The 20,314-nt window shown below is 69.5% G+C and carries 15 protein-coding genes, 1 tRNA gene and 2 CRISPR repeat arrays; of the genes, 15 read left to right on the top strand and 1 reads right to left on the bottom strand.

What is annotated here, in order from left to right; all coding sequences use genetic code 11:
• Positions 1-454 precede the first annotated feature (454 nt).
• Positions 455-1,335: direct repeats of the CRISPR family, unit length 29 nt; unit sequence GTGCTCCCCGCGCCTGCGGGGATGATCCG.
• 784 nt (positions 1,336-2,119) lie between these two features.
• The 9 genes from cas3 (at position 2,120) to QRY02_RS31180 (ending at position 12,450) form a co-directional block, all read left to right on the top strand.
• Entirely contained in the window at positions 2,120-4,897 is a 2,778-nt protein-coding gene (gene cas3, locus QRY02_RS31220; RefSeq protein WP_285986401.1) for a CRISPR-associated helicase Cas3', read from the top strand.
• The gene (gene casA / locus QRY02_RS31215) at positions 4,887-6,542 is read left to right on the top strand and encodes a type I-E CRISPR-associated protein Cse1/CasA (RefSeq protein WP_285986400.1); all 1,656 of its coding nucleotides are present in this window, start codon (positions 4,887-4,889) and stop codon (positions 6,540-6,542) included. The genes cas3 and casA overlap by 11 nt, the downstream gene beginning before the upstream one ends.
• Positions 6,539-7,186, top strand: coding sequence for a type I-E CRISPR-associated protein Cse2/CasB (gene casB, locus QRY02_RS31210; protein ID WP_285986399.1), 648 nt, complete (start codon positions 6,539-6,541; stop codon positions 7,184-7,186). The genes casA and casB overlap by 4 nt, the downstream gene beginning before the upstream one ends.
• 10 nt (positions 7,187-7,196) lie before the next feature.
• The gene (gene cas7e / locus QRY02_RS31205; RefSeq protein ID WP_285986398.1) at positions 7,197-8,342 is read left to right on the top strand and encodes a type I-E CRISPR-associated protein Cas7/Cse4/CasC; all 1,146 of its coding nucleotides are present in this window, start codon (positions 7,197-7,199) and stop codon (positions 8,340-8,342) included.
• Positions 8,339-9,076: a type I-E CRISPR-associated protein Cas5/CasD gene (gene cas5e, locus QRY02_RS31200; protein ID WP_285986397.1), complete on the top strand. Its 738-nt coding sequence runs from the start codon at positions 8,339-8,341 to the stop codon at positions 9,074-9,076. The genes cas7e and cas5e overlap by 4 nt, the downstream gene beginning before the upstream one ends.
• Complete coding sequence (cas6e, locus tag QRY02_RS31195) at positions 9,067-9,744, top strand: type I-E CRISPR-associated protein Cas6/Cse3/CasE (protein ID WP_285986396.1); 678 nt, start codon at positions 9,067-9,069, stop codon at positions 9,742-9,744. The genes cas5e and cas6e overlap by 10 nt, the downstream gene beginning before the upstream one ends.
• Positions 9,741-10,694: a type I-E CRISPR-associated endonuclease Cas1e gene (gene cas1e, locus QRY02_RS31190; protein WP_285986395.1), complete on the top strand. Its 954-nt coding sequence runs from the start codon at positions 9,741-9,743 to the stop codon at positions 10,692-10,694. The genes cas6e and cas1e overlap by 4 nt, the downstream gene beginning before the upstream one ends.
• Positions 10,691-11,092 (top strand): type I-E CRISPR-associated endoribonuclease Cas2e, encoded by a 402-nt coding sequence (gene cas2e / locus QRY02_RS31185; protein ID WP_285986394.1) that lies wholly within the window; start codon positions 10,691-10,693, stop codon positions 11,090-11,092. The genes cas1e and cas2e overlap by 4 nt, the downstream gene beginning before the upstream one ends.
• Before the next feature lie 67 nt (positions 11,093-11,159).
• A CRISPR array of direct repeats spans positions 11,160-12,226; the repeat unit is 29 nt; unit sequence GTGCTCCCCGCGGCTGCGGGGATGATCCG.
• 151 nt (positions 12,227-12,377) lie between these two features.
• Positions 12,378-12,450, top strand: a tRNA-Arg gene (locus tag QRY02_RS31180).
• A 70-nt stretch (positions 12,451-12,520) separates the two neighbouring features.
• On the opposite strand, the gene QRY02_RS31175 is transcribed toward QRY02_RS31180, so the two are convergent.
• Complete coding sequence (locus tag QRY02_RS31175) at positions 12,521-14,377, bottom strand: tyrosine-type recombinase/integrase (protein ID WP_285986393.1); 1,857 nt, start codon at positions 14,375-14,377, stop codon at positions 12,521-12,523.
• 425 nt (positions 14,378-14,802) lie between these two features.
• Between QRY02_RS31175 and QRY02_RS31170 the strand changes: the two genes are divergently transcribed.
• The 6 genes from QRY02_RS31170 to galT all read left to right on the top strand — a co-directional run bounded on the left by QRY02_RS31170 (position 14,803) and on the right by galT (position 20,286).
• Positions 14,803-15,456: a response regulator gene (locus QRY02_RS31170; protein WP_003087851.1), complete on the top strand. Its 654-nt coding sequence runs from the start codon at positions 14,803-14,805 to the stop codon at positions 15,454-15,456.
• Positions 15,457-16,065, top strand: a complete 609-nt coding sequence (locus tag QRY02_RS31165; RefSeq protein WP_285986392.1) for a trimeric intracellular cation channel family protein — start codon at positions 15,457-15,459, stop codon at positions 16,063-16,065.
• A gap of 66 nt (positions 16,066-16,131) precedes the next feature.
• Entirely contained in the window at positions 16,132-16,824 is a 693-nt protein-coding gene (locus QRY02_RS31160) for a response regulator transcription factor (protein WP_013230061.1), read from the top strand.
• The gene (locus QRY02_RS31155) at positions 16,821-18,230 is read left to right on the top strand and encodes a sensor histidine kinase (RefSeq protein ID WP_285986391.1); all 1,410 of its coding nucleotides are present in this window, start codon (positions 16,821-16,823) and stop codon (positions 18,228-18,230) included. The genes QRY02_RS31160 and QRY02_RS31155 overlap by 4 nt, the downstream gene beginning before the upstream one ends.
• 176 nt (positions 18,231-18,406) lie before the next feature.
• The gene (locus QRY02_RS31150) at positions 18,407-19,207 is read left to right on the top strand and encodes a DeoR/GlpR family DNA-binding transcription regulator (protein ID WP_285986390.1); all 801 of its coding nucleotides are present in this window, start codon (positions 18,407-18,409) and stop codon (positions 19,205-19,207) included.
• Positions 19,204-20,286, top strand: a complete 1,083-nt coding sequence (gene galT / locus QRY02_RS31145) for a galactose-1-phosphate uridylyltransferase (RefSeq protein WP_285986389.1) — start codon at positions 19,204-19,206, stop codon at positions 20,284-20,286. Before QRY02_RS31150 ends, galT begins: the two co-directional genes overlap by 4 nt.
• The last annotated feature ends 28 nt before the right edge of the window (positions 20,287-20,314 follow it).

The following is a 20,314-nucleotide window of genomic DNA, read 5'->3' as shown; positions in this document are numbered from 1 at the left end:
GTTGCGGCGATGCCGCGTTCGGCGGCGTCTTGCATTCGGCGGACGACGGCGTTCTGGGTGGACATCAGCCGGGCCAGCGCGGTCCAGTCGCGCCGGTCGGCCACCGATCCGAGGTGCAGCTGCTGCGGCGCGATGGGACGCGGGACGCAGCGGCCGTCCTCGGTGTAGCCGGCTGCAGCGAAGAGGCCTCGCCACCGGTTACGGCTGCGGGTGCGGTCCGGTACTCGGCGTTCGACCACACAAACCCGACGACCTGGCTCACGTCGATATCGGTGACCAGACGATGCCGGTGCAGAGCATCGAGCAGGACTGGTCCGTCGTCGCCCGGCACCCGAAACAGCGCATAGATGCCAGGTGGCGGCGGAACGGCCGGGAGTGATCGAGCTGAGCGATATGCCGGGCGAAAGTGAATCAGAAAGGCAAAGGAGCCGCGTATAGTCCCAGGTCAAAAAGGGTGCTCCCCGCGCCTGCGGGGATGATCCGCCGGGGTGCTGTCAGCCACGGCACCCGACCGTGCTCCCCGCGCCTGCGGGGATGATCCGCGGTCCAGGCCGGCGTCCAGGTCGCTGGGGGTGTGCTCCCCGCGCCTGCGGGGATGATCCGCTGGCGCGTGACGTGGTGTCGAGTTGGCATCGGTGCTCCTCGCGCCTGCGGGGATGATCCGGCGCCCGGCTCCCCCATGATCAAAGGGAGCCGTGCTCCCCGCGCCTGCGGGGATGATCCGACGACCTCCACGGACGGCTGGGCGACAAAGGCGTGCTCCCCGCGCCTGCGGGGATGATCCGCGCGCGATGACGTCGCGGGCCGCGGCCTCCTCGTGCTCCCCGCGCCTGCGGGGATGATCCGGTCTCGGACGTGGCCTGGGCGCGGCGCGACTTGTGCTCCCCGCGCCTGCGGGGATGATCCGTTCGACACCGAAGAGGAGCTGGTGAAGTTCCTGTGCTCCCCGCGCCTGCGGGGATGATCCGTCTTCGGGAAGTGCAACGGGCACTCCGGGTTGGTGCTCCCCGCGCCTGCGGGGATGATCCGCACCCCCGACTGTTTTCGAGGGCCCACGCTGGCGTGCTCCCCGCGCCTGCGGGGATGATCCGACGCACCCGACCTCTGCAGGACGGGCGTCCGGGTGCTCCCCGCGCCTGCGGGGATGATCCGGCGCGGTTGGCGAGCAGGACGGCGGAGAGGTTGTGCTCCCCGCGCCTGCGGGGATGATCCGGTTTCACGCGCTGCCGTGCACAACGCCACCATGTGCTCCCCGCGCCTGCGGGGATGATCCGGCCGCGATCGAGAAGAAGAGTCCGCCCAGGCCGTGCTCCCCGCGCCTGCGGGGATGATCCGTAGGCATCGACCGCGGACTTCACCACGCTGAAGTGCTCCCCGCGCCTGCGGGATGATCCGACCGTGCCGTACAACAGCGCAACGACCCGCGCGTGCTCCCCGCGCCTGCGGGGATGATCCGCGAATCGGCACGTTCGTGCGACCGCGACCGGCGTGCTCCCGCGTCTGGGGGGATGACCTGAGTCGGACGAGTCCTCGACCGTTGGCGGCGATGTGCTCCCCGCGCTGGAGGTGATCCGGCGTCCTTGATCAGGTTGATGCCCCCGAAGACGCGCTCCCGGCGCCCGCGGGGATGATCCACAGCGCGCGATGTCCGCGCCGCCTCGCGGGTACTTCCTGCGCCTGCGGGGATGATCCGGATGGCGACCGCCAAGGGCCCTAACAAAACCGTGCTCCCTGCGCATGCCGGGACGAATCCGATGCGTCGGCGGACGGTGCTCATAATCTCGGGTGCGCGCCCCGTACCCGCGGGCTGGCCACCGATGTCGGCGGGCCGCGTAGTCGCCTGCATGCTTCCCGCTGTTCGGATACTTCGCGGTGCGGGTGGGGGATGTCCGGCCATTTGCGATAAAAACCTAATTTATCCTGATCTCGCAACCTAATCACCATGTGGCGTCCTATGGGTCAAGTGTAACGCGCTTCTGTGCCGTTTTCGATGTAGGGAACACTCGCGAGCCGCGCGGCAGTGTTTTTGTCGGTGGGGCGTGCCATAGTGCCCGCTGTCGGCGACCGTGTTCTGGAGAGGGCTTGAGCTGTGCCTGATGTGAGTGAGGCAGGGAGGACGGTGTGGGCGAAGTCGTTGGATGAGTCGGGACGGTGGTTGCCGTTGTGGCAACATCTGGCTGATTCTTCTGATGTTGCCGAGAAGCTGTTGATGGGATGGCTTGCGCCGAGCGTGGTGCGGTTGTTGGCGGCTGACTTCGGTGGTGATGTCGAGCAGGCGCGGGCTGCGGTGCGTTTTCTGGCTGGTATGCACGATCTGGGGAAGGCGACACCGGCGTTTGCGGTGCAGTGCACGGTTCTTGCGCAGCGGATGTGTGATCAGGGTTTGTACTTGCCGTTGAGCAGGGCGGCGTTGCCGGATCGGTCGAGCGCGCATCATTCGGTGGCGGGACAGCATATGCTGGTTCGCTGGCTGATCTACCGTGGTTGGTCGCTGCGGGTGGCGCGGACATGGGGTGTGGTGCTTGGCGGGCATCACGGAGTGCCGCCGGATTCGGATGCGGAGCGCTCGGCAAATCCGGACGAGCTGCCGTACCTCTATGGTGAGGGAAGCTGGGACCGAGTGCGGGACGAGTTCGTCGAGTGGATGGTGCATCGGACTGGCGTCGATAGTTACTTGCCGGCGTGGTCGCAGCTGGCGTTGAGTCAGCGATTCCAGGTTCTGGCCACTGCCGTGGTGATCGTGTCGGACTGGATCGCGAGCAACAGCGACCTGTTCCCTTTTCATGACGGGCGGTTGCCGGAGCTGGTGGAGTCACCTGCACGCGTGCAGCATGCGCTGCAGGTGCTGCGGCTTCCGCAGCCGTGGCGGCCACAGCCGGTGGATCTGGAATCGCAGTTCCTCACGCGTTTCGGGCTGCCGCCGGGGGCGGCAGTCCGCCCAGTGCAGGCCGCGGCATGTGCCGCGGCTGGAGAGATGCCAGAGCCAGGCCTGCTGATCATCGAAGCGGCGATGGGCGAAGGGAAGACGGAAGCGGCGCTGGCGGCCGCGGAGATCGCGGCGGCCCGGTCCGGAGCAGGCGGCGTATTGGTGGCGTTGCCGACCCAGGCGACCACGGACGCGATGTTCGCCCGGGTGGTGGCGTGGCTTGACGCCATGCGCGTGGACGATCAGCAGGTCGGTGGTTCGATCGTGCTCGGGCATGGCCGGGCACGATTCAACCGGCTGTTCGAGGGTCTGCTGCGGGCAGGGCGACTGGCCGAGGTCGGCCGAGACACGCGCGAGGCGCGGCACGCGGTGGTGGCGCACGGGTGGCTGTCGGGCCGGAACAAGGCGCTGCTGGCCAACTTCGCCGTGGTGACGATCGATCAGTTGCTGTTCGCCGGGTTGAAGGCGCGGCATCTGATGCTGCGGCATCTGGCGTTGGCGGGCAAGGTGGTCGTGATCGATGAAATCCACGCCTACGACGTCTACATGAGCTCCTATCTGCTCAAGGTGCTGACCTGGCTGGGTGCGTACCGGGTTCCGGTGGTGGCGTTGTCGGCGACGCTGCCGGCTGCGCAGCGCCGCGCTCTGGTCCAGGCGTACCGCGCCGGCCGGTGGCCGGACACCGAAACGGATCTCGATGGGCTGGACGGCGATATCGGATATCCGGTCCTGACCTGGGCGGAAAGCACCACGGTGTCATCGCGCGTTGCGGCGCCGTCGGGCCGGTCGACGCAGGTGCGGGTCAGCGTGATCGAGCACGGGCTGGACGATGCCGGCGAACTTGTGGCGCTCTTGCGGGAGAAACTCGTCGGTGGCGGCACGGCGCTGGTCGTGCGGAACACGGTACGGCGTGTCCTGGAGACCGCCGATCGGCTGGAGGAGGCGTTTCCGGGCGGGGTGACCGTGGCGCATGCGCGGTTCACCGCCGCGGACCGGATGCGCAACGACGCGAACTTGCTGGACCGTTTCGGGCCGCCGGGCAAGGCGCAGCGGCCGGACCGGCACATCGTGGTGGCCTCGCAGTTGGTCGAGCAGTCGCTGGACGTCGACTTCGATCTGCTGATCACGGATCTGGCGCCGATCGACCTAGTGCTGCAACGCATCGGTCGGCTGCACCGACACCAGCGGGGTCCCGCAGAGGCGGACCGGCCGGCCCAGTTGCGGGCGGCGGAGGTGTACATCACGGGGGCCGATTTCACGCAGGATCCGCCTGTGCTGGAGCCGGGAGCCGAGCGCTACGTCTACGACACCCACACCCTGCTGCGCGCGGCCGGGTTGCTGCAGGAAACCGCCGAGCGAGGCATCGACCTGCCCGACGACATCGCGCCGCTGGTGCAGCGCGGCTACGGCGACGATCCGGTCGGCCCACCGTCGTGGCAGGACGCCTTGAGGGACGCGCGAGCACGTCGCGACGCGCGCGCTGCGGCGCGAGAGGCCAAGGCCGAGACGTTCCAGGTATCCGGTCCCGGCAAACCGGGGAAGGCGATCTCGGGGTGGGTGTCGGCGAGCGTCGGGGAGGCGGACGAGTCGTCGGAGGGCCGCGGTCAGGTTCGGGACGGAGCGCCGAGCCTGGAGGTCCTGCTCGTCGTCGAGGACGACACCGGTCGCTGGACGACGCCGTCGTGGCTCGAGGACCGTGCCGCCAGGGTGCCGATCCCCACAGCAGAGACCCCGCCAGATCACGTCGCTGAGGTGGTGGCCTCGTGTGTCCTGCGACTGCCGCTGACTTTCAGCAACGCCGACGCCGAGGAAGAACTATGGAAGAAGACGCCCCCGGCGTGGGAGGAGTCCCCGCTGATCTACCGCTACCCGGTTCTCGTCGTGGACCCCGGCGGGTGGGGCGAGATCACCGGCCGCCGCGTTCGCTACACGCCCGAGCGAGGATTGGAAGTGTTCGACGATGCTGACTGACGCGGCGAGCGCGCGTGGATTCAACCTGCTGGACGAACCGTGGATCACGGTGCTGGCGCGGGATGGGCGGGAACGGGATCTGTCGGTCCTGGAAGTGTTCGCGCAGGCACCGCAGCTGGCAGCGATCGGTGGCGAGGTGCCGACGCAGACGTTCGCGATCACCCGGCTGCTGCTGGCATTCCTGCACCGGGCCGTCGACGGCCCGGCGGATCAGGACGCGTGGGCACGCCTGTGGGAGCAGCCGGAGTTGCCGATGCAGCAGCTGGCCGACTACGCCCAGCGGGTGCGGCACCGGTTCGAACTGTTCGATCAGCAGACGCCGTTCTTCCAGGTGGCCGGCCTGCGAACGGCGAAAGGAGAAGTGTCCGGGCTGGAGAAGATCGTGGCGGACGTGCCCAACGGCGAACCGTTGTTCACCACCCGATCGGCAACCAGCCTCGTCCGGCTCAGCGCCGCCGAGGCGGCGCGGTGGCTGGTGCATGTCCATGCCTTTGACGCCTCCGGAATCAAGTCCGGGGCGGTCGGCGACGCGACGGTGAAGAACGGCAAGGGATATCCGATCGGCCCGGGTTGGTCCGGGCAGATCGGCGGGGTCTTGGCCCAGGGCGAGACGGTGCGGGAGACGTTGCTGCTCAACCTCATCGCCCGCGACGTGGACACCTACGTCCGCGTCGGCGGCCCAGCGGATCTGCCACCGTGGGAACGCGACCCGGACGAGGCCGCGTGGGCGCAGGACAAGCCGGTGGCCGGCGCGATCCAGCTCTACACCTGGCAAACCCGCCGCCTGCGGTTGCGGGGCGACCGCGACGGTGCGACCGGGGTGGTGCTGGCGAACGGGGACCGCTGCTCCCCGCAGAACCGCCATGACACCGAGCCGCATTCGGCGTGGCGCTACAGCGAGCCGCAAAGCAAGAAGGCCGGGCATCCGGTGTACATGCCCCGCCGTCACGATCAGCAGAGGTCGGTGTGGCGGGGGATCGCGTCGTTGCTGCCCTCGGTCTCCTCACGCCGGGGCGCCGCGGGTGATCCAGATCGTGCGCTGGCGCCGGGGGTGCTGCAGTGGCTGGCGGACCTGACCCAGGAGGGCTATCTGCCCGGGAATTTCGTGGTCCGGTTCCGGGTACATGGCGTCGAGTACGGTGCGCAGAACGCGACGTACGCAGAGATTCTGGATGATCTGCTGCCGTTGCCGGTCGTGCTGCTGCGTGAAGACCACCCGGCCGCCGGCCGCACCGCGGTCGACGCGGTCGCCGACGCGGAGAAGGCTGCCTCGTGCCTCTGGCGGCTGGCCGAGAATCTCGCGCAGGCCGCGGGCGCCGAAGCGGGTTCCGGCGCGGGCGCCGCGGCGCAGGAACTGGTGTACGCGCAGCTGGAACAGCCCTACCGGTCGTGGCTGGCTGGACTCGGCCCGGACACTGACCTGCTCGAGGTCCGAACCCACTGGCAACGCGTGGTCCGCGACGCGTGCCGGCCGATCAAGGACCAGCTGGTCCTCGGGGCGTCCAAGGCCGCGTGGCGCGGCCGGATGGTGAACCAGCGGCTGGTCAACGTGCCGCTGGCCGAGGTGTGGTTCACCGCCGCGCTCGCCAAGGCCCTGCCGCTCGCTCACCCCAACCCGCAGACTGCAGTGGAGGTAGTGGCATGACCACGACGACGCCGTCCGAACCAGCGGCCACGCCGGGCACCGCGGCCACCCTGCCGCCCCGGCGACTGGGACAGCTCGGCCGCACCCTGGACGGGCGGATCCTGCGGCTGCAGCGGGACTACCTGCGCGGCTCCCCGGCCGCGCGGGCCGACCTGGCACGGCTGCGCCGCGGCCTGGGCAAGCCGGCCGGCAGCGTCCCGGAGATCTGGGCGCTGACCGTCGGCGCGGTCCCGGACAGCCTGTCCTGGCACGGGGACGAACCGAGCTGGGCCGAGCAGGCCACCCACACCGCCCTCACCCTCTACGCGCTGCACCAGCAATCCGCCACCACCTCAGCGCACATTCCGGGTGTATCGCTGGGGACGGCGGTCGGGCGGCTGCGGTTCAGCGCGCAGCGCAGCGAGGACGCAGTCACCCGCCGGTTCATGGCCGCCGCGACCGCCGGCTCCATCACCGAGGTCCAGACCCACCTGCGCGGGCTGGTGACGCTGCTGCGCACCGAAGGGCGCGGCCTCGACTACGCCGCCCTGGCTGATGATCTGGCCCGGCTCGTCGCCCCGGGCGGTGCCGCCGCCGTGCGGCTGGCCTGGGGCCGCGCCTTCTACCGCACCACCGACACCGCGACGACCGACGTCCAGGAATGAGGATATTCCGTTGAACCGCACCGTGATCGACATCCATGTTCTGCAAACTGTGCCGCCGAGCAACATCAACCGTGACGACACCGGCAGCCCGAAAACCGCAACCTACGGCGGTGTCCGCCGCGCCCGGGTCTCCAGCCAGGCATGGAAACGCGCCACCCGGGTCGCGTTCGGTGAGCACCTCGACACCACCGAGCTGGGTGTGCGCACCAAACGCGTCGTCGAGCTCCTGGCCGAGGCGATCACCGCCCGCGCGCCGCAGCTGCGCGAGCGCGCTGTGGACCTGGCAACCGAGACGATCCGCGCGGTCGGCATCGACGTGAAACCCCCGAAGAAGAACGAGAAGAAGAACGGAGCGGCCGAGGACACCGCGACCGCCGGATACCTCGTGTTCCTCAGCGCGCGCCAGATCCAGAACCTGGCCGCCGCCGCGATCGCGGCGGCCGACACCGACGACGTCACGAAGACGTTGAAGGCGGCCAAGGTCAAAGATCTCGCCGACCAGGACCACTCGATCGATGTCGCCCTGTTCGGCCGCATGGTCGCCGACCAGGCCGACCTCAACGTCGACGCCGCCGCCCAGGTCGCGCACGCCCTGTCGGTGCACGCAGTGGAAACCGAATTCGACTACTTCACCGCGGTCGACGACCGCAACACCGAGCAGGAAACCGGAGCCGGGATGATCGGCACCGTCGAGTTCACCTCCTCCACGCTCTACCGCTACGCCACCGTCGACACCAACCGGCTGGCCGACAACCTCGGCGACACCGCCGCGACCCGCCGCGCGGTAGAAGCCTTTGTGGACGCCTTCGTCCGGTCGATGCCCACCGGCAAGCAGAACACCTTCGCCCACCGCACGTTGCCCGAAGCCGTCGTCGTCCAGGTCCGCGACCGGCAGCCGATCAACCTCGTCGGGGCGTTCGAGAATCCCGTGCGCGAACTGGAGAAAGGCGGACGCATCAAGGCCGCCGCCGAAGCCCTGCGCGACGAAGCCCGTGAGATCGCCGCGAGCTACGGCGAGCACCCGGTCGCCGCATGGGTCACCCGCGTCGGCGCCGACACCGCGGCCCTGGACGACCTCGGCACCAAGGTCGCCCTGGACGAGCTGGTCAACAACCTCGGCGCGCTGGTCGCCGACCGGCTCAGCGAGCAGCCGTGAGCGTCGTCGCGCTCCGCCTGGCCGGACCGATGCAGTCCTGGGGTGTCGGCAGCCGCTTCGTCCGCCGCACCACCGAGACCGCACCGACCAAAAGCGGCATCATCGGACTGGTCGCCGCCGCACTCGGGGTCCGTCGCACCGACGCCCTGGAAGACCTGCTGCAGCTGCGTTTCGGTGTCCGCATCGACCAGCCCGGCGAGCTGCTGCGCGACTTCCAGACCGCGCAGCGGCCCCGCCGCGACCGCGCCGGCACCCTGACCTGGCAGACACTGCCGCTCTCGACCCGCTACTACCTGACCGACGCGGTGTTCCTCGCTGTCCTCGAAGGCGACCGGGCGCTTGTCGACGGTGTCGACGCCGCGGTGCGGTCACCGCACTTCCCGCTGTATCTGGGCCGCCGGTCCTGCCCGCCCGCCGGCCCGGTCGCCCTGGGCGTCTCCGATGACTCGCTCGGCGCCGCGCTGGAGAGCTGGCCGTGGCTGGCCAGCACCCGCCTGCAGAAGCAGCGCCGCGATCGGCTCGTCGAGCTCGCCGTCGTCCGCGACGCCGAGGAGGGGGAAGTGCCGGTGGAGACGGTCCGCGACACCCCGGTCAGCTTCGACCCGGACCGGCGCGAGTACGCCTGGCGCGCCATCGTCCGCGACACCGTGCAGGTCCCCAATCCGCACGGCACAGCCGAACCGCTGGCCGAGCACGACCCGATGAGCCTGCTGGGAGGCGACGCGTGTTCCTGACCAAGATGCAGCTCAACCCGCGCCGCCGCGGCGCGCAGAAACTCCTCGCCTCACCTCATGCCATGCACGCGGCCGTGCTGGCGAGCTTCCCCGACGTCCGCCCCGCCGAAGACGGTCGCGTCCTGTGGCGTGTGGACACCCACGCCACCCACCGCGTCCTGCTGTTCATCGTCAGCCCCGACGAACCCGACCTGCAGCACCTCGTGGAACAGGCTGGCTGGCCCACCACGTCCGCATGGCAGACCGCCGCCTACGACGGTCTCCTCGGCAGCCTCCGCGCTGGCCAGCAATGGCAGTTCCGGCTGACGGCCAACCCGGTCCGGTCCGGACGCCGTGACGGTTGGGAGTCCACCAAACCCCTCGGCCACGTCACCGTCGCCCAGCAACAACAGTGGCTGCTCGACCGGGCCGAACGCCTCGGCTTCCGCGTCGCGGCCAGCCAGACCGATCCCGACCAGTCTGATCTGGCCGTCACCGACCGGGCCGTCCGCCGCTTCGGCCGCGGCGGAACCCCGGTGACTATCTCCACCGCGACCTTCCAGGGCCACCTCGAGATCCTCGACACCGCGGCGATGCAGCGATCACTGACGTTGGGGATCGGCCGGGCCAAGTCCTACGGCTGCGGGCTGCTCACCCTCGCCCGCCCCACCCGCGACGATTCGGCATGACCGGCATCGGGCGACGCACCAGCGCGCCGAAAGAACTCGTGCGCGCCGCGGACCGGATCTCCTTCGTCTACCTGGACCGCTGCGTGATCAACAGGGACAGCAACGCCATCACCGCGACCGACGAACGCGGCACCGTGCACCTGCCGGCGGCCGCTGTCGGAGTCCTCATGCTCGGCCCGGGCACCACCATCACCCACCAGGCGATCGCGCTCATGGCCGACAGCGGATCCACCGTCGTATGGGTCGGCGAGCACGGCGTCCGCTACTACGCCCACGGCACCGCGGCATCCCGCACCTCACGGCTGGTTCAGGCCCAAGCCGAAGCCGTCACCAACACACGTTCCCGGCTGCGGGTGGCCCGCGCAATGTACGGAATGCGGTTTCCCGACGAGGACGTCTCCGAGCTGACCATGCAGCAGCTACGCGGCCGCGAAGGCACCCGCGTCCGCCGGATCTACCGCGAACACGCCGAACGAACCGGCGTCGAATGGACTGGCCGCAGCTACGACCGCGAAGACTGGGACACCAGCGACCCGATCAACCAGGCACTCTCGGCCGCCAACGCCGCGCTGTACGGAGTGGTGCACTCGGTGATCGTGGCGCTGGGTTGCTCACCCGCCCTCGGGTTCGTCCACACCGGACACCACCGGTCCTTCGTCTACGACATCGCAGACCTGTACAAAGCCGAACTCACCATCCCCGTGGCCTTCGACATCGCCGCCGGAACAGCCCCCGACGTCACCGGCGAGACCAGGCGCCAGCTGCGTGACATCCTGCACAACGGCAAGCTGCTGCGGCGGTGTGCACGTGACATCGAACGGCTCCTGCTCGGCGAGGAAACCGCCGATCCGGGCATCTATGAATACTTCGCGATCGACTCCATCGCGGCGTTGTGGGACGGACGAAGCGACGTCGTCCCCGGTGGCGTGGCCTACAGGAGTGAGCCATGACCGTCATCGTGCTCACCGCCGTGCCACCTGGCCTGCGAGGGCATCTGACTCGTTGGCTCCTCGAAATCAGCCCGGGCGTCTACGTCGGATTCGTCTCCGCCCGCGTCCGCGAGTTGATCTGGGAAAGAGTCGTCGAGTACATAGCCGAAGGCCGCGCCTTGATGGTGCATGCCACCTCAGGCGAGCAACGCCTCGAATTCCAGGTACACGGACACGACTGGACACCCGTCGACTACGACGGCATCACTCTCATGCGACGACAAACCGCACCCGACTACGTCCCCGGCAAATTGAGGCCATCCCGCGACAGGCTCGACCAGCCGAGCCAAGGTGCATCAACTCGGGACGAGACAGTCTGGAAGCGACGCAACGCGCGCCGCAAGTTCCGCAAGAACTAGGCCATCTCACTCGACAAAACTAAATGAAAACCGCCCACCCTTCGTGTATCAATGCAGGTCAACAAGTGTGCTCCCCGCGGCTGCGGGGATGATCCGCACGCCGATCCGGACCGGCACAAGGCGATCGTGTGCTCCCCGCGGCTGCGGGGATGATCCGGTCACCAGGGCGGGGATGACCTGGCCCAGGACGTGCTCCCCGCGGCTGCGGGGATGATCCGACAGATGACGGTCGAGCTGATGGCGGCTGTGTTGTGCTCCCCGCGGCTGCGGGGATGATCCGAGCTCGACGGTCCCGCAGTACGAGTTCGTGCCGTGCTCCCCGCGGCTGCGGGGATGATCCGTTTACGTACGCTTCTGCCCATGACCACCACCGGTGCTCCCCGCGGCTGCGGGGATGATCCGTGCAAGCCCCGTCTGGTCCAGAGGGCTACAAAGTGCTCCCCGCGGCTGCGGGGATGATCCGCCGGTGATGCCGATGACAACGGCCGCGCCGAAGTGCTCCCCGCGGCTGCGGGGATGATCCGGGGCCGATCGTGGACCCGAAGCGTATTGCGGAGTGCTCCCCGCGGCTGCGGGGATGATCCGTGGGCGAGACGTCGCCTCGGGCAAAAGGAGACGTGCTTCCCGCGGCTGCGGGGATGATCCGACCATGACGATGGCGATGAAGTACGCGCTGACGTGCTCCCCGCGCCTGCGGGGATGATCCGTAGCCGGTGTCGGGCTGGTCGCTTGGGCCGGAGTGCTCCCCGCGCCCGCGGGGATGATCCGCTCCAGCTCCGGCAGGAAGACCTTCTTGTCGCGTGCTCCCCGCGCCTGCGGGGATGGTCCGCCAACGAACCGGAGAGCCTCGAACTGCGCCTGGTGCTCCTCGCGCCTGCGGGGATGGTCCGCTGCCGCGCGCCCGCTGCGGCCGCCTGATGCTGTGTTCCCCGCGGCTGCGGGGATGGTCCGGCCGTCGAGACGATCACCGTCGCCGTCGTCAAGTGCTCCCCGCGCCTGCGGGGATGGTTCGGAGCCGCCGGTGGCGCCGGAACCGGTCACCGCGTGCTCCCCGCGCCCGCGGGGATGGTCCGAAGACCCGGTTCGGCGATCGCAACGCTGAGGGGTGCTCCCCGCGCCTGCGGGGATGATCCGGGCAAGGTCTGGCGCGCCCAAATCGACGAACTGTGCTCCCCGTGCCCGTGGGCAACACCGCAGCCTTATGGACGAAGTCCTTATTCGCCACGCTCTTCCCCGCGACTGCGGGGAGAAGGCTGGCTGGCAAGTGCTAGGGTCTGAGCGTAAGGCCCTCGTAGCTCAGGGGATAGAGCACGGCTCTCCTAAAGCCGGTGTCGCAGGTTCGATTCCTGCCGGGGGCACCCTTGACCAGGCATTATGCTTGCATTGTGGCTTCCGAAGCTGGTCGGCAGTCTTGAATCGGTTCGCGAGTCAGAGGCTCGCGAACACCGTGACGACGGCTGGCTCGCCTGAGAATCGGACGATCAGCTCGAAGTCGCCGATGTCGGCGTCGGCTCCGGCGGTGTGTCGCCTGACGGCGCCTCGCAAGAGCCGGGCGAGCTGCCCAGCATCTGCGGGGTCTGCTTCGGCGGTGAACGCCTTGACCGTCCTGCCGAGGTGCAGCAGCTCAAGGTCGAGTGGACGTGGCAGGGCCTTCAGCGCAGCGATGGCTTCGAGCTGTCCCTCTTCGATCGGCTCCGGCGTGGGCTGTTGCGGCCCGGGACTCAAGATCAGTGGGCGTTTGCCCCTGCCGCCTGCTGAAAGCATGCCCCACTGCCGGAGGAGGTCGGCAGCGCGGTGCGCGGTGCCGACCGCGACGTCGTAGGTGGCGGCGATCTCCTTGGTCGAAGGCGCCACGGAGCCGTCGGGTAGGTCACCAGAGAGGATGCGGCTGCGGATGCGCGTGGCGACGCGCTCGAACGGCGCTTCCGGAGCGGTCTTGGCACGCTCGACCCGGTCGAGCATGGCGGGGAGTTCGGGCAGCCGGGCTGCGAGGTCGCCGGCTGCCCGCTGATGCGCCTCGGAAGCCCAGGCGGCGTAGAAGCGCAGCGTCGTGCTTCCCCCGCCACCGTGGCCGAGACGGCCTGCCACGGTGCGGATGTCGACGCCGGCGGCGATGAGTTCCGTGGCGTTGAAGTGCCGCAGGCACTTGAGCTGGGTGTCGAGGCCCATGGCCCGGGTCATCCTGCGGTAGCGCTGTGTGACCGACCGCGGCTGCAGCGGCGTGCTGTGGTCGGGCTCCAGTGAGAAGAAGAACGCGTCGTCGTCCAGGTCGTGCCCAGCCTCCGACGCTGCGGCGTCGAGGGCGGCCCAGTAGTCGATGAGCAGCTGGTTCGAGGCGTCGTCCAGGACGATGTGGCGGGCGATCTCGTTCTTGATGCCCTTCTCGATGAGCTCGTTGGTCTCGTCGAGCTGAGCGATGGCCTCCCGCAAGTACAGAACCTTCTTGACCGGATCGTGGTGGCGACGGCGCAGTGCCACGACCTCGCCGCGACGGGCGCCGGAAATCATCGCGATGAAGAGGAGCACGCCCCAGGCGAGTGCCCGGCGGAACGCCTCGTTCACGATCGCGGCGGCTTCTGTGGTGCTCGGCGGGACCGGGTCGGTTTTCTCGAACGACGGCGGCGCGAGTCCGTCGATCGGGTTGACCGACCACCACTCCCATTCCGCCATCGCCATGGTGTACGCGCCGGAGAGAATGGCGTGAATCTTGCGGATCGTGTTGTTGGAGAGGCCTTCGCATCGGTGTTTCCGGCACCGGGGATCACACTCGTGTTTGCGGGGTGTCCGGTGCTCGATCCAATTCTTGTTGGTGCAGTGGTGCCGACACCGTTGACAATCCTTATAGAGAGCCCGGATCGTTTTCCTAGCGTCCTTGGTGGCACTCTTTGCGCCGATGTAGGGAATGATGTGCCGGGCGATCAGGCCGCCGTCTTTTTCGATCGTGGTGCGCGCGGCTTTGCGCTCGTCCTGGTACTTGAGCACCAGGTGGGCGATGTCGACTTTCGCTTTCGGGTGCCGTTGTTCGTCGACCTGGTTGAGTAGCCGGGTCAGGGCTACTTCGGCTTGGTGCTCGTCGTCGGGACCAGGCGAGATGATGATGGTCGGCCGGTGTCGCTTGCCCGTAATCGGGTCCGCCCCGGCGTCGACACGCACCCGCAGCGACCCGCTGGCCAGGCGGTCGATGGACCCGCGCGGCCGGTTGCGTCGGGCGCCGTGACCGCCGCGAGGACCGCCGCGAGTGCGCGTCCCCCGGGCGGGTGCCGCCGCCGTATCTGCCGTGCTCATGCCCCGATGATATTGAAATTTCGGGTCACGTTTCGGGTCATGGCGGCGTCGGCGGGTTCCGGTGCGCCTCGCTGACCTGCGTCAACGGGCGGGGTTCGAGGCTGTGACGCCGACATTAGGAGAGCGGTGCTCTATCCCCTGAGCTACGAGGGCCTGCTACTGCGGGGTCAGCTTAGCCTGCCGGGCCCCTTCGCAGCAGCAGGGGCACGGATGACTGGCCCGACTCTCGTCGTCACCCAGGTGAGTGGTTCTCACCGTCCTCTCACCTGGCGGATACACCCTGGCGCACCGCCGACCGCAGCTGACCTGGACGGACCAGTGCCTCACCTGGTCGTGTCTGGTTTCGAACTGCTGAACAACAGTAGGTAACCTTCGTTAACGGGACGCGGGGAGCCGCCTCCTACTGGCTGTTGCGGAGGGCTTCGTTGATCAAGCTCATGTTCGCCGACGACGAGGAACTGGTGCGCTCGGGGTTGCGCGCGATGATGTCCGGGGCCCAGGACATCGAGATCGTGGGCGAGGCGAGCGATGGCAGATCCGCCGTGGAGGTCGCTCGGCGCTACCACCCCGACGTTGCCCTTCTCGACATCAAGATGCGGGCCCCTGACGACGGCATTCGCGCGCTCCGGGCCATCCTCGCCCTCCCCGACCCGCCCACCGTCGCCATGCTGACCACCTTCGACATCGATGAATACGTCAGCCTCGCGCTGCGGCTCGGGGCCAACGGCTTCCTCCTCAAGGACATCGACCCGGCCGCGCTGCTCAGGGCCGTCCGGGACCTCGCGCGAGGGGGCGCCGTCCTCGATCCGGGTGTGGCCGCGCGGATGGTTCAGTCGCACCGGGACGAACAACGTGCTGCTCAGCCCGCCCGGAAGCTGCTCGCCTCTCTGTCCGAACGCGAGCGTGAGGTCGTCGCGCTGATCGGCCAGGGATTGAGCAACGCCGAGATCGGCGGACGGCTGCACCTCTCCGAGGCCACCGTCAAGGGGTACGTCTCCGCTGTGCTCTCCAAGATCGGCGCGGCCAACCGGGTCCAGGCCGCGCTGCTGGCCTACCGCGGTGGGCTGCTCGACCAGTAAATGCTGCTCATGGCGCTGGAGTTCGTCGGGCTCGTCGCCTTCGCCGCGTCCGGCGCGCTCGCCGCGGTGCGGGCGCGGCTCGATGTCTTCGGTGTCGTCGTGGTCGGGCTCACCACCGCGCTCGGCGGCGGTGTCATCCGGGACGTCCTGCTCGGCATCCACCCGCCCACGACGCTGCGGAACTGGTCCTACCTCGCCGTCTGCGCCGGGACCGCCTTGGTCGTCTTCGTCTTCCACCCGCAGGTCGCGCGGCTGCGGCGGGGCGTTCTCCTGGCGGACGCGCTCGGGCTCGGCGTCTTCGCCACCGCCGGGACGACGATCGCGCTCAACGCCGGCGCCACCGTCTACGCCGCGTGTCTGATCGGGATGACCACCGGTATCGGCGGCGGGGCCGTGCGCGATCTGCTGCTCCGGGAAATCCCGCTCGTCCTGCGGAAGGAGATCTACGCCGTGGCCGCGCTGGCCGGCTCGGTGCTCGTCGCCGTCGGTCACGCTGTGCAACTGCCGGAAGGGCTCGTGACCGTCGTCGCGGCCGCTGTCGTGGTTTCCATCAGGATGATCGCGCTCTGGCGGCGCTGGAACGCGCCGGTCGCGCGCGGTCCCGAGTGAGAAATCCTTTGTGAGTTCTGCGTGTGTTCTTAGGCGGGTCTCAGCACGCTGCGTAAAACTAGCGCCATGCGCATCCTTGTGGTGGACGACGACCGCGCCGTCCGTGAGTCGCTCCGGCGGTCCCTGGAGTTCAACGGCTACCAGGTCCAGCTGGCCAGTGACGGTGCGCAGGCCCTGGAGGCGATCATCGCCGACCGGCCGGACGCGATGGTGCTGGACGTCATGATGCCCCGGCTCGACGGCCTGGAGGTCGCCCGCCGGCTGCGCAGCACCGGCGACGACCTGCCGATCCTGGTGCTCACCGCGCGCGACACCGTCTCCGACCGGGTGTCCGGCCTGGACGCCGGCGCCGACGACTACCTGCCGAAGCCCTTCGCGCTCGAGGAGCTGCTCGCGCGGCTGCGGGCGCTGCTGCGCCGCGCCATCCCGGAGGGCCAGAACGGCCAGGCCTCGGAGGCCCTGGCCTTCGCGGACCTGACCCTCGACCCCGGCACGCGGGAGGTCCGCCGCGGTGGCCGTGAGATCAGCCTGACCCGGACCGAATTCGCCCTGCTGGAACTGTTCCTTTCCTACCCGAAGCACGTCCTCACGCGTGGCCGGATCCTGGAGGAAGTATGGGGTTACGACTTCCCGACGTCGGGCAACGCGCTGGAGGTCTACGTCGGCTACTTGCGCCGCAAGACGGAGGCCGAGGGGGAGCCGAGGCTGATCCACACGGTGCGGGGGGTGGGGTACGTCCTGAGGGAAACCCCGCCGTGACCGAACCGGGCGATCCCCGCGGCACGCGCTGGGGAGCCCGCCGGTTCTCGCTGCGCGGCCGGGTGACGCTGCTCGCCGCCGCCTGCGTCGCCGGCGCCGTCGCGCTGGTGTCGATCGGCGCCTACATCGTCGTGCGCAGCAACCTCTACCAGCAGCTCGACGACAGCTTGCTGGCGCGCGCGCAGGCGGCGGCCAACTCGCCGCAGGTGCAGACCGAGCTGCGGCAGGTCCCCGGCGCCTTCCTGGCCAGCGCCGACCTGCAGATCGGGCAGCTCAACGCGGCGCCCGACGTCCAGCACGCCGTGATGACGTACCCGTTGTCGAGCTCGCCGCCGCCGTTCGGGCCGGACGAGCTGGCCGTCGCGAACGGCGATTCGGCGGAGTCGCTGCGGACGGACTTCCGCTCCGACAGCCGCGTGGTCGCCCTGCCGACCGGGCACGGCGAGGCCATCGTGCTGGCCCAGTCGATGGGCCCGACCAAGCGCACGCTGAACGAGCTCGCGCTGGTGCTCTTCCTGATCGGCGGCGCCGGCATCCTGGTCGCCGCGGCGGCGGGCACCGCGGTGGCCCGCACCGGCCTGCGCCCGGTCGACCGGCTGACGTCGGCCGCCGAGCGCGTCGCCAAGACCGGCGACCTGCGGCCCATCCCGGTCAGCGGCGACGACGAACTCGCGCGGCTCACCCAGACCTTCAACACCATGCTCGGCACGGTCGCGGACTCGCAGGAACGCCAGCGCCAGCTGGTCGCGGACGCGGGGCACGAGCTCCGGACGCCGCTGACGTCGCTGCGCACCAACCTCGAGCTACTGCTCGCCGCGAGCAAGCCGGGCGCGCCGCCGCTGCGAAACGAAGACCGTGTCGACATCATCGCGGACATCAGCGGCCAGCTCGACGAGCTGACGCAGCTCATCGGCGACCTGGTCGAGCTCGCGCGCCAGGACGAGCCGCGTGAACGCTTCGAGCGCGTCGAGCTGCTGGAGGTCGTCGAGCGGGCGCTCGACCGGGCGCGGCGGCGCGCGGGCGAGATCAACTTCGACGTCTCGCTGCAGCCGTGGGTGCTCACCGGCGACAACAGCTCGCTCGAGCGCGCGGTGCTGAACCTGCTCGACAACGCGGTCAAGTTCTCGCCGCCCGATGCGACCGTGTGGGTGCGGCTGTACCCGCTCGGCGACGGCACCGCCGTCGTCGAGGTCGCGGACGCCGGGCCGGGCATCGCCGAAGAGGACCTGCCCAAGGTGTTCGACCGCTTCTACCGGTCGTCGGAGGCCCGGACGCTGCCGGGTTCCGGTCTCGGGCTGGCGATCGTGAAGCACGCGGCCGAGCGGCACGGCGGAGCCGTGTACGCCTCGCAGGCGCCGGAAGGCGGCGCGCTGATGACGATCCGGCTGCCGGGGGCGCCCGGCTGATCCGGGCCCGCGGCATCCACCGGCGTTCTCCACCGTTGTTCGGCTGGGACAGGGGACGTCCGTTCCTGCCCACGTCATGACCTGGTGTTTCGAAGTTCACCCTCGTCGGCCCTGCGGATCTCGTGTTTAGTCGTGTAGGATTTTGTGTAATTGGCTGGACGGGACGGAGTGAGACGGTGCTGGCGCGTCAGCGACAGGCGGTGATCCTGGAAGAGGCCCGCCGGACCGGTGCGGTCCGCGTGAGCGACCTCGTGACCAGGCTTGGCGTGTCCGACATGACGGTGCGCCGCGACCTCGACGTCCTCGCCGGCCGGGGACTCGTCGAGAAGGTGTACGGCGGCGCCACCTCGGTCGTCGGCAAGAGCACCGACGAGCCCGGCTTCGAGGCCAAGTCCGTGCGCCAGCGGGCGCAGAAGGAAGCCATCGCCGAGCTCGCCGCGACGCTGATCCGGCCCGGCACCGCGATCGGCATCTCCGCCGGCACCACGACGTGGACGCTGGCGCGGGCGCTCGACGCCATCCCCGGGCTCACCATCGTGACCAATTCGATCCAGGTCGCCGACGTGCTCCGCGGGTCGACGCAGCCGGATCGCACGGTCGTGCTCACCGGCGGGGTGCGGACCCCGTCGGACGCGCTGGTCGGGCCGGTCGCCGTGCACAGCCTGCGGTCGCTGCACCTGGACGCCGTCTTCCTCGGCGTGCACGGGATGGCCGACGGGCCGGGGTTCACGACACCGAACCTCACCGAGAGCGAGACCGACCGCGCGCTGGTCGAGGCCGGGCGCAAGCTGGTCGTGCTCGCCGACCACACGAAGTGGGGCACCGTCGGGATCTCGACGATCGCCGACCTGGACGAGGCCGACGTCGTCGTCACCGATGACGGGATTTCCGACGAGGCCAAGGAAATACTCGCCGAAAGGGCAGGGGAACTCATGATCGCCGAAACGGCGGAGACGGTCGAGGCCGAAGAAGCGTGAAGCGAACCGTACGACACCTGGCCGACGGCCGGGAGATCATCTACTTCGACCAGCCCGGCGCGCCCGACCGCGTCGCCGAGGACACCCGTGACCTGCCGCCGGTTTCGGCCGCGTCGGAGATCCGGCTGGACCCGCTGACCGGCGAGTGGGTCGCGATGGCCGCGCACCGGCAGACGCGGACCTACAAGCCGCCGGCGGACCTCTGCCCGCTGTGCCCGAGCAAGCCCGGCAAACCGAGCGAGATCCCCGAAAGCGATTACGACGTCGTCGTCTTCGAGAACCGGTTCCCGTCCTTCGCCGAGGACGTCGACGGCGAGCCGTCCACTGTGGATGGTTTCGGGCTGGTGCCGGTGCGGCCCGGCCGCGGCCGCTGCGAGGTCGTCTGCTTCACCAGCAACCACGACGGTTCCTTCGCGCAGCTGAGCGCCGAGCAGGTGCGGGCCGTGGTGGACGCGTGGGCGGACCGCACGACCGGCTTGTCCGCGGTGCCCGGCGTCGAGCAGGTCTTCCCGTTCGAGAATCGCGGCGAGGAAATCGGCGTCACGCTGTCGCACCCGCACGGGCAGATCTACGGCTACCCGTTCGTCACCCCGAAGACCGAGCGGATGCTCGAAGTCGCCCGTGCCTACCAGGCCGAACACGGCCGCCCGGTGCTCGGGGACGTGCTCGCCGCCGAACGCAAGTCCGGCGCGCGCGTGGTGACGTCCGGCGAGCACTGGACGGCGTACGTGCCGCCGGCGGCCCGCTGGCCGGTCCAGGTGCAGATCGTGCCGCACCGGCAGGTCCCGGACATCCCCGCGCTGACCGACGCCGAGCGCGACGACTTCGCCGACGTCTACCTCGACGTGCTGCGCCGCTGCGACGCGCTGTACGACCGGCCGCTGCCGTACATCGCGGCGTGGCACCAGGCGCCGGTGCGCCGCGACCGCGAGCTGGGCTGGCTCCACCTGGAGCTGTTCTCCGTGTTGCGCGCGAAGGACAAGCTGAAGTACCTGGCGGGGTCCGAGTCGGGCATGGCGGTGTGGATCAACGACGCGACGCCGGAGCAAATCGCGGAACGGCTCCGCGCGGCGGGCTGATCCCGGCATACTCATCTCCGATGCACAG

It is taken from the genome of Amycolatopsis sp. DG1A-15b, from assembly GCF_030285645.1.
Taxonomy (GTDB): Bacteria; Actinomycetota; Actinomycetes; order Mycobacteriales; family Pseudonocardiaceae; genus Amycolatopsis.
This window is presented reverse-complemented; position numbering and strand designations above follow the sequence as displayed.

Excerpts from the sequence above, each read along its gene's own strand:
- casA (WP_285986400.1), top strand. The coding sequence starts at position 4,887 with ATGCTGACTGACGCGGCGAGCGCGCGTGGATTCAACCTGCTGGACGAA.
- casB (WP_285986399.1), top strand. The coding sequence starts at position 6,539 with ATGACCACGACGACGCCGTCCGAACCAGCGGCCACGCCGGGCACCGCG.
- cas1e (WP_285986395.1), top strand. The coding sequence starts at position 9,741 with ATGACCGGCATCGGGCGACGCACCAGCGCGCCGAAAGAACTCGTGCGC.
- cas2e (WP_285986394.1), top strand. The coding sequence starts at position 10,691 with ATGACCGTCATCGTGCTCACCGCCGTGCCACCTGGCCTGCGAGGGCAT.
- QRY02_RS31175 (WP_285986393.1), bottom strand. The coding sequence starts at position 14,377 with ATGAGCACGGCAGATACGGCGGCGGCACCCGCCCGGGGGACGCGCACT.
- QRY02_RS31165 (WP_285986392.1), top strand. The coding sequence starts at position 15,457 with ATGCTGCTCATGGCGCTGGAGTTCGTCGGGCTCGTCGCCTTCGCCGCG.
- QRY02_RS31160 (WP_013230061.1), top strand. The coding sequence starts at position 16,132 with ATGCGCATCCTTGTGGTGGACGACGACCGCGCCGTCCGTGAGTCGCTC.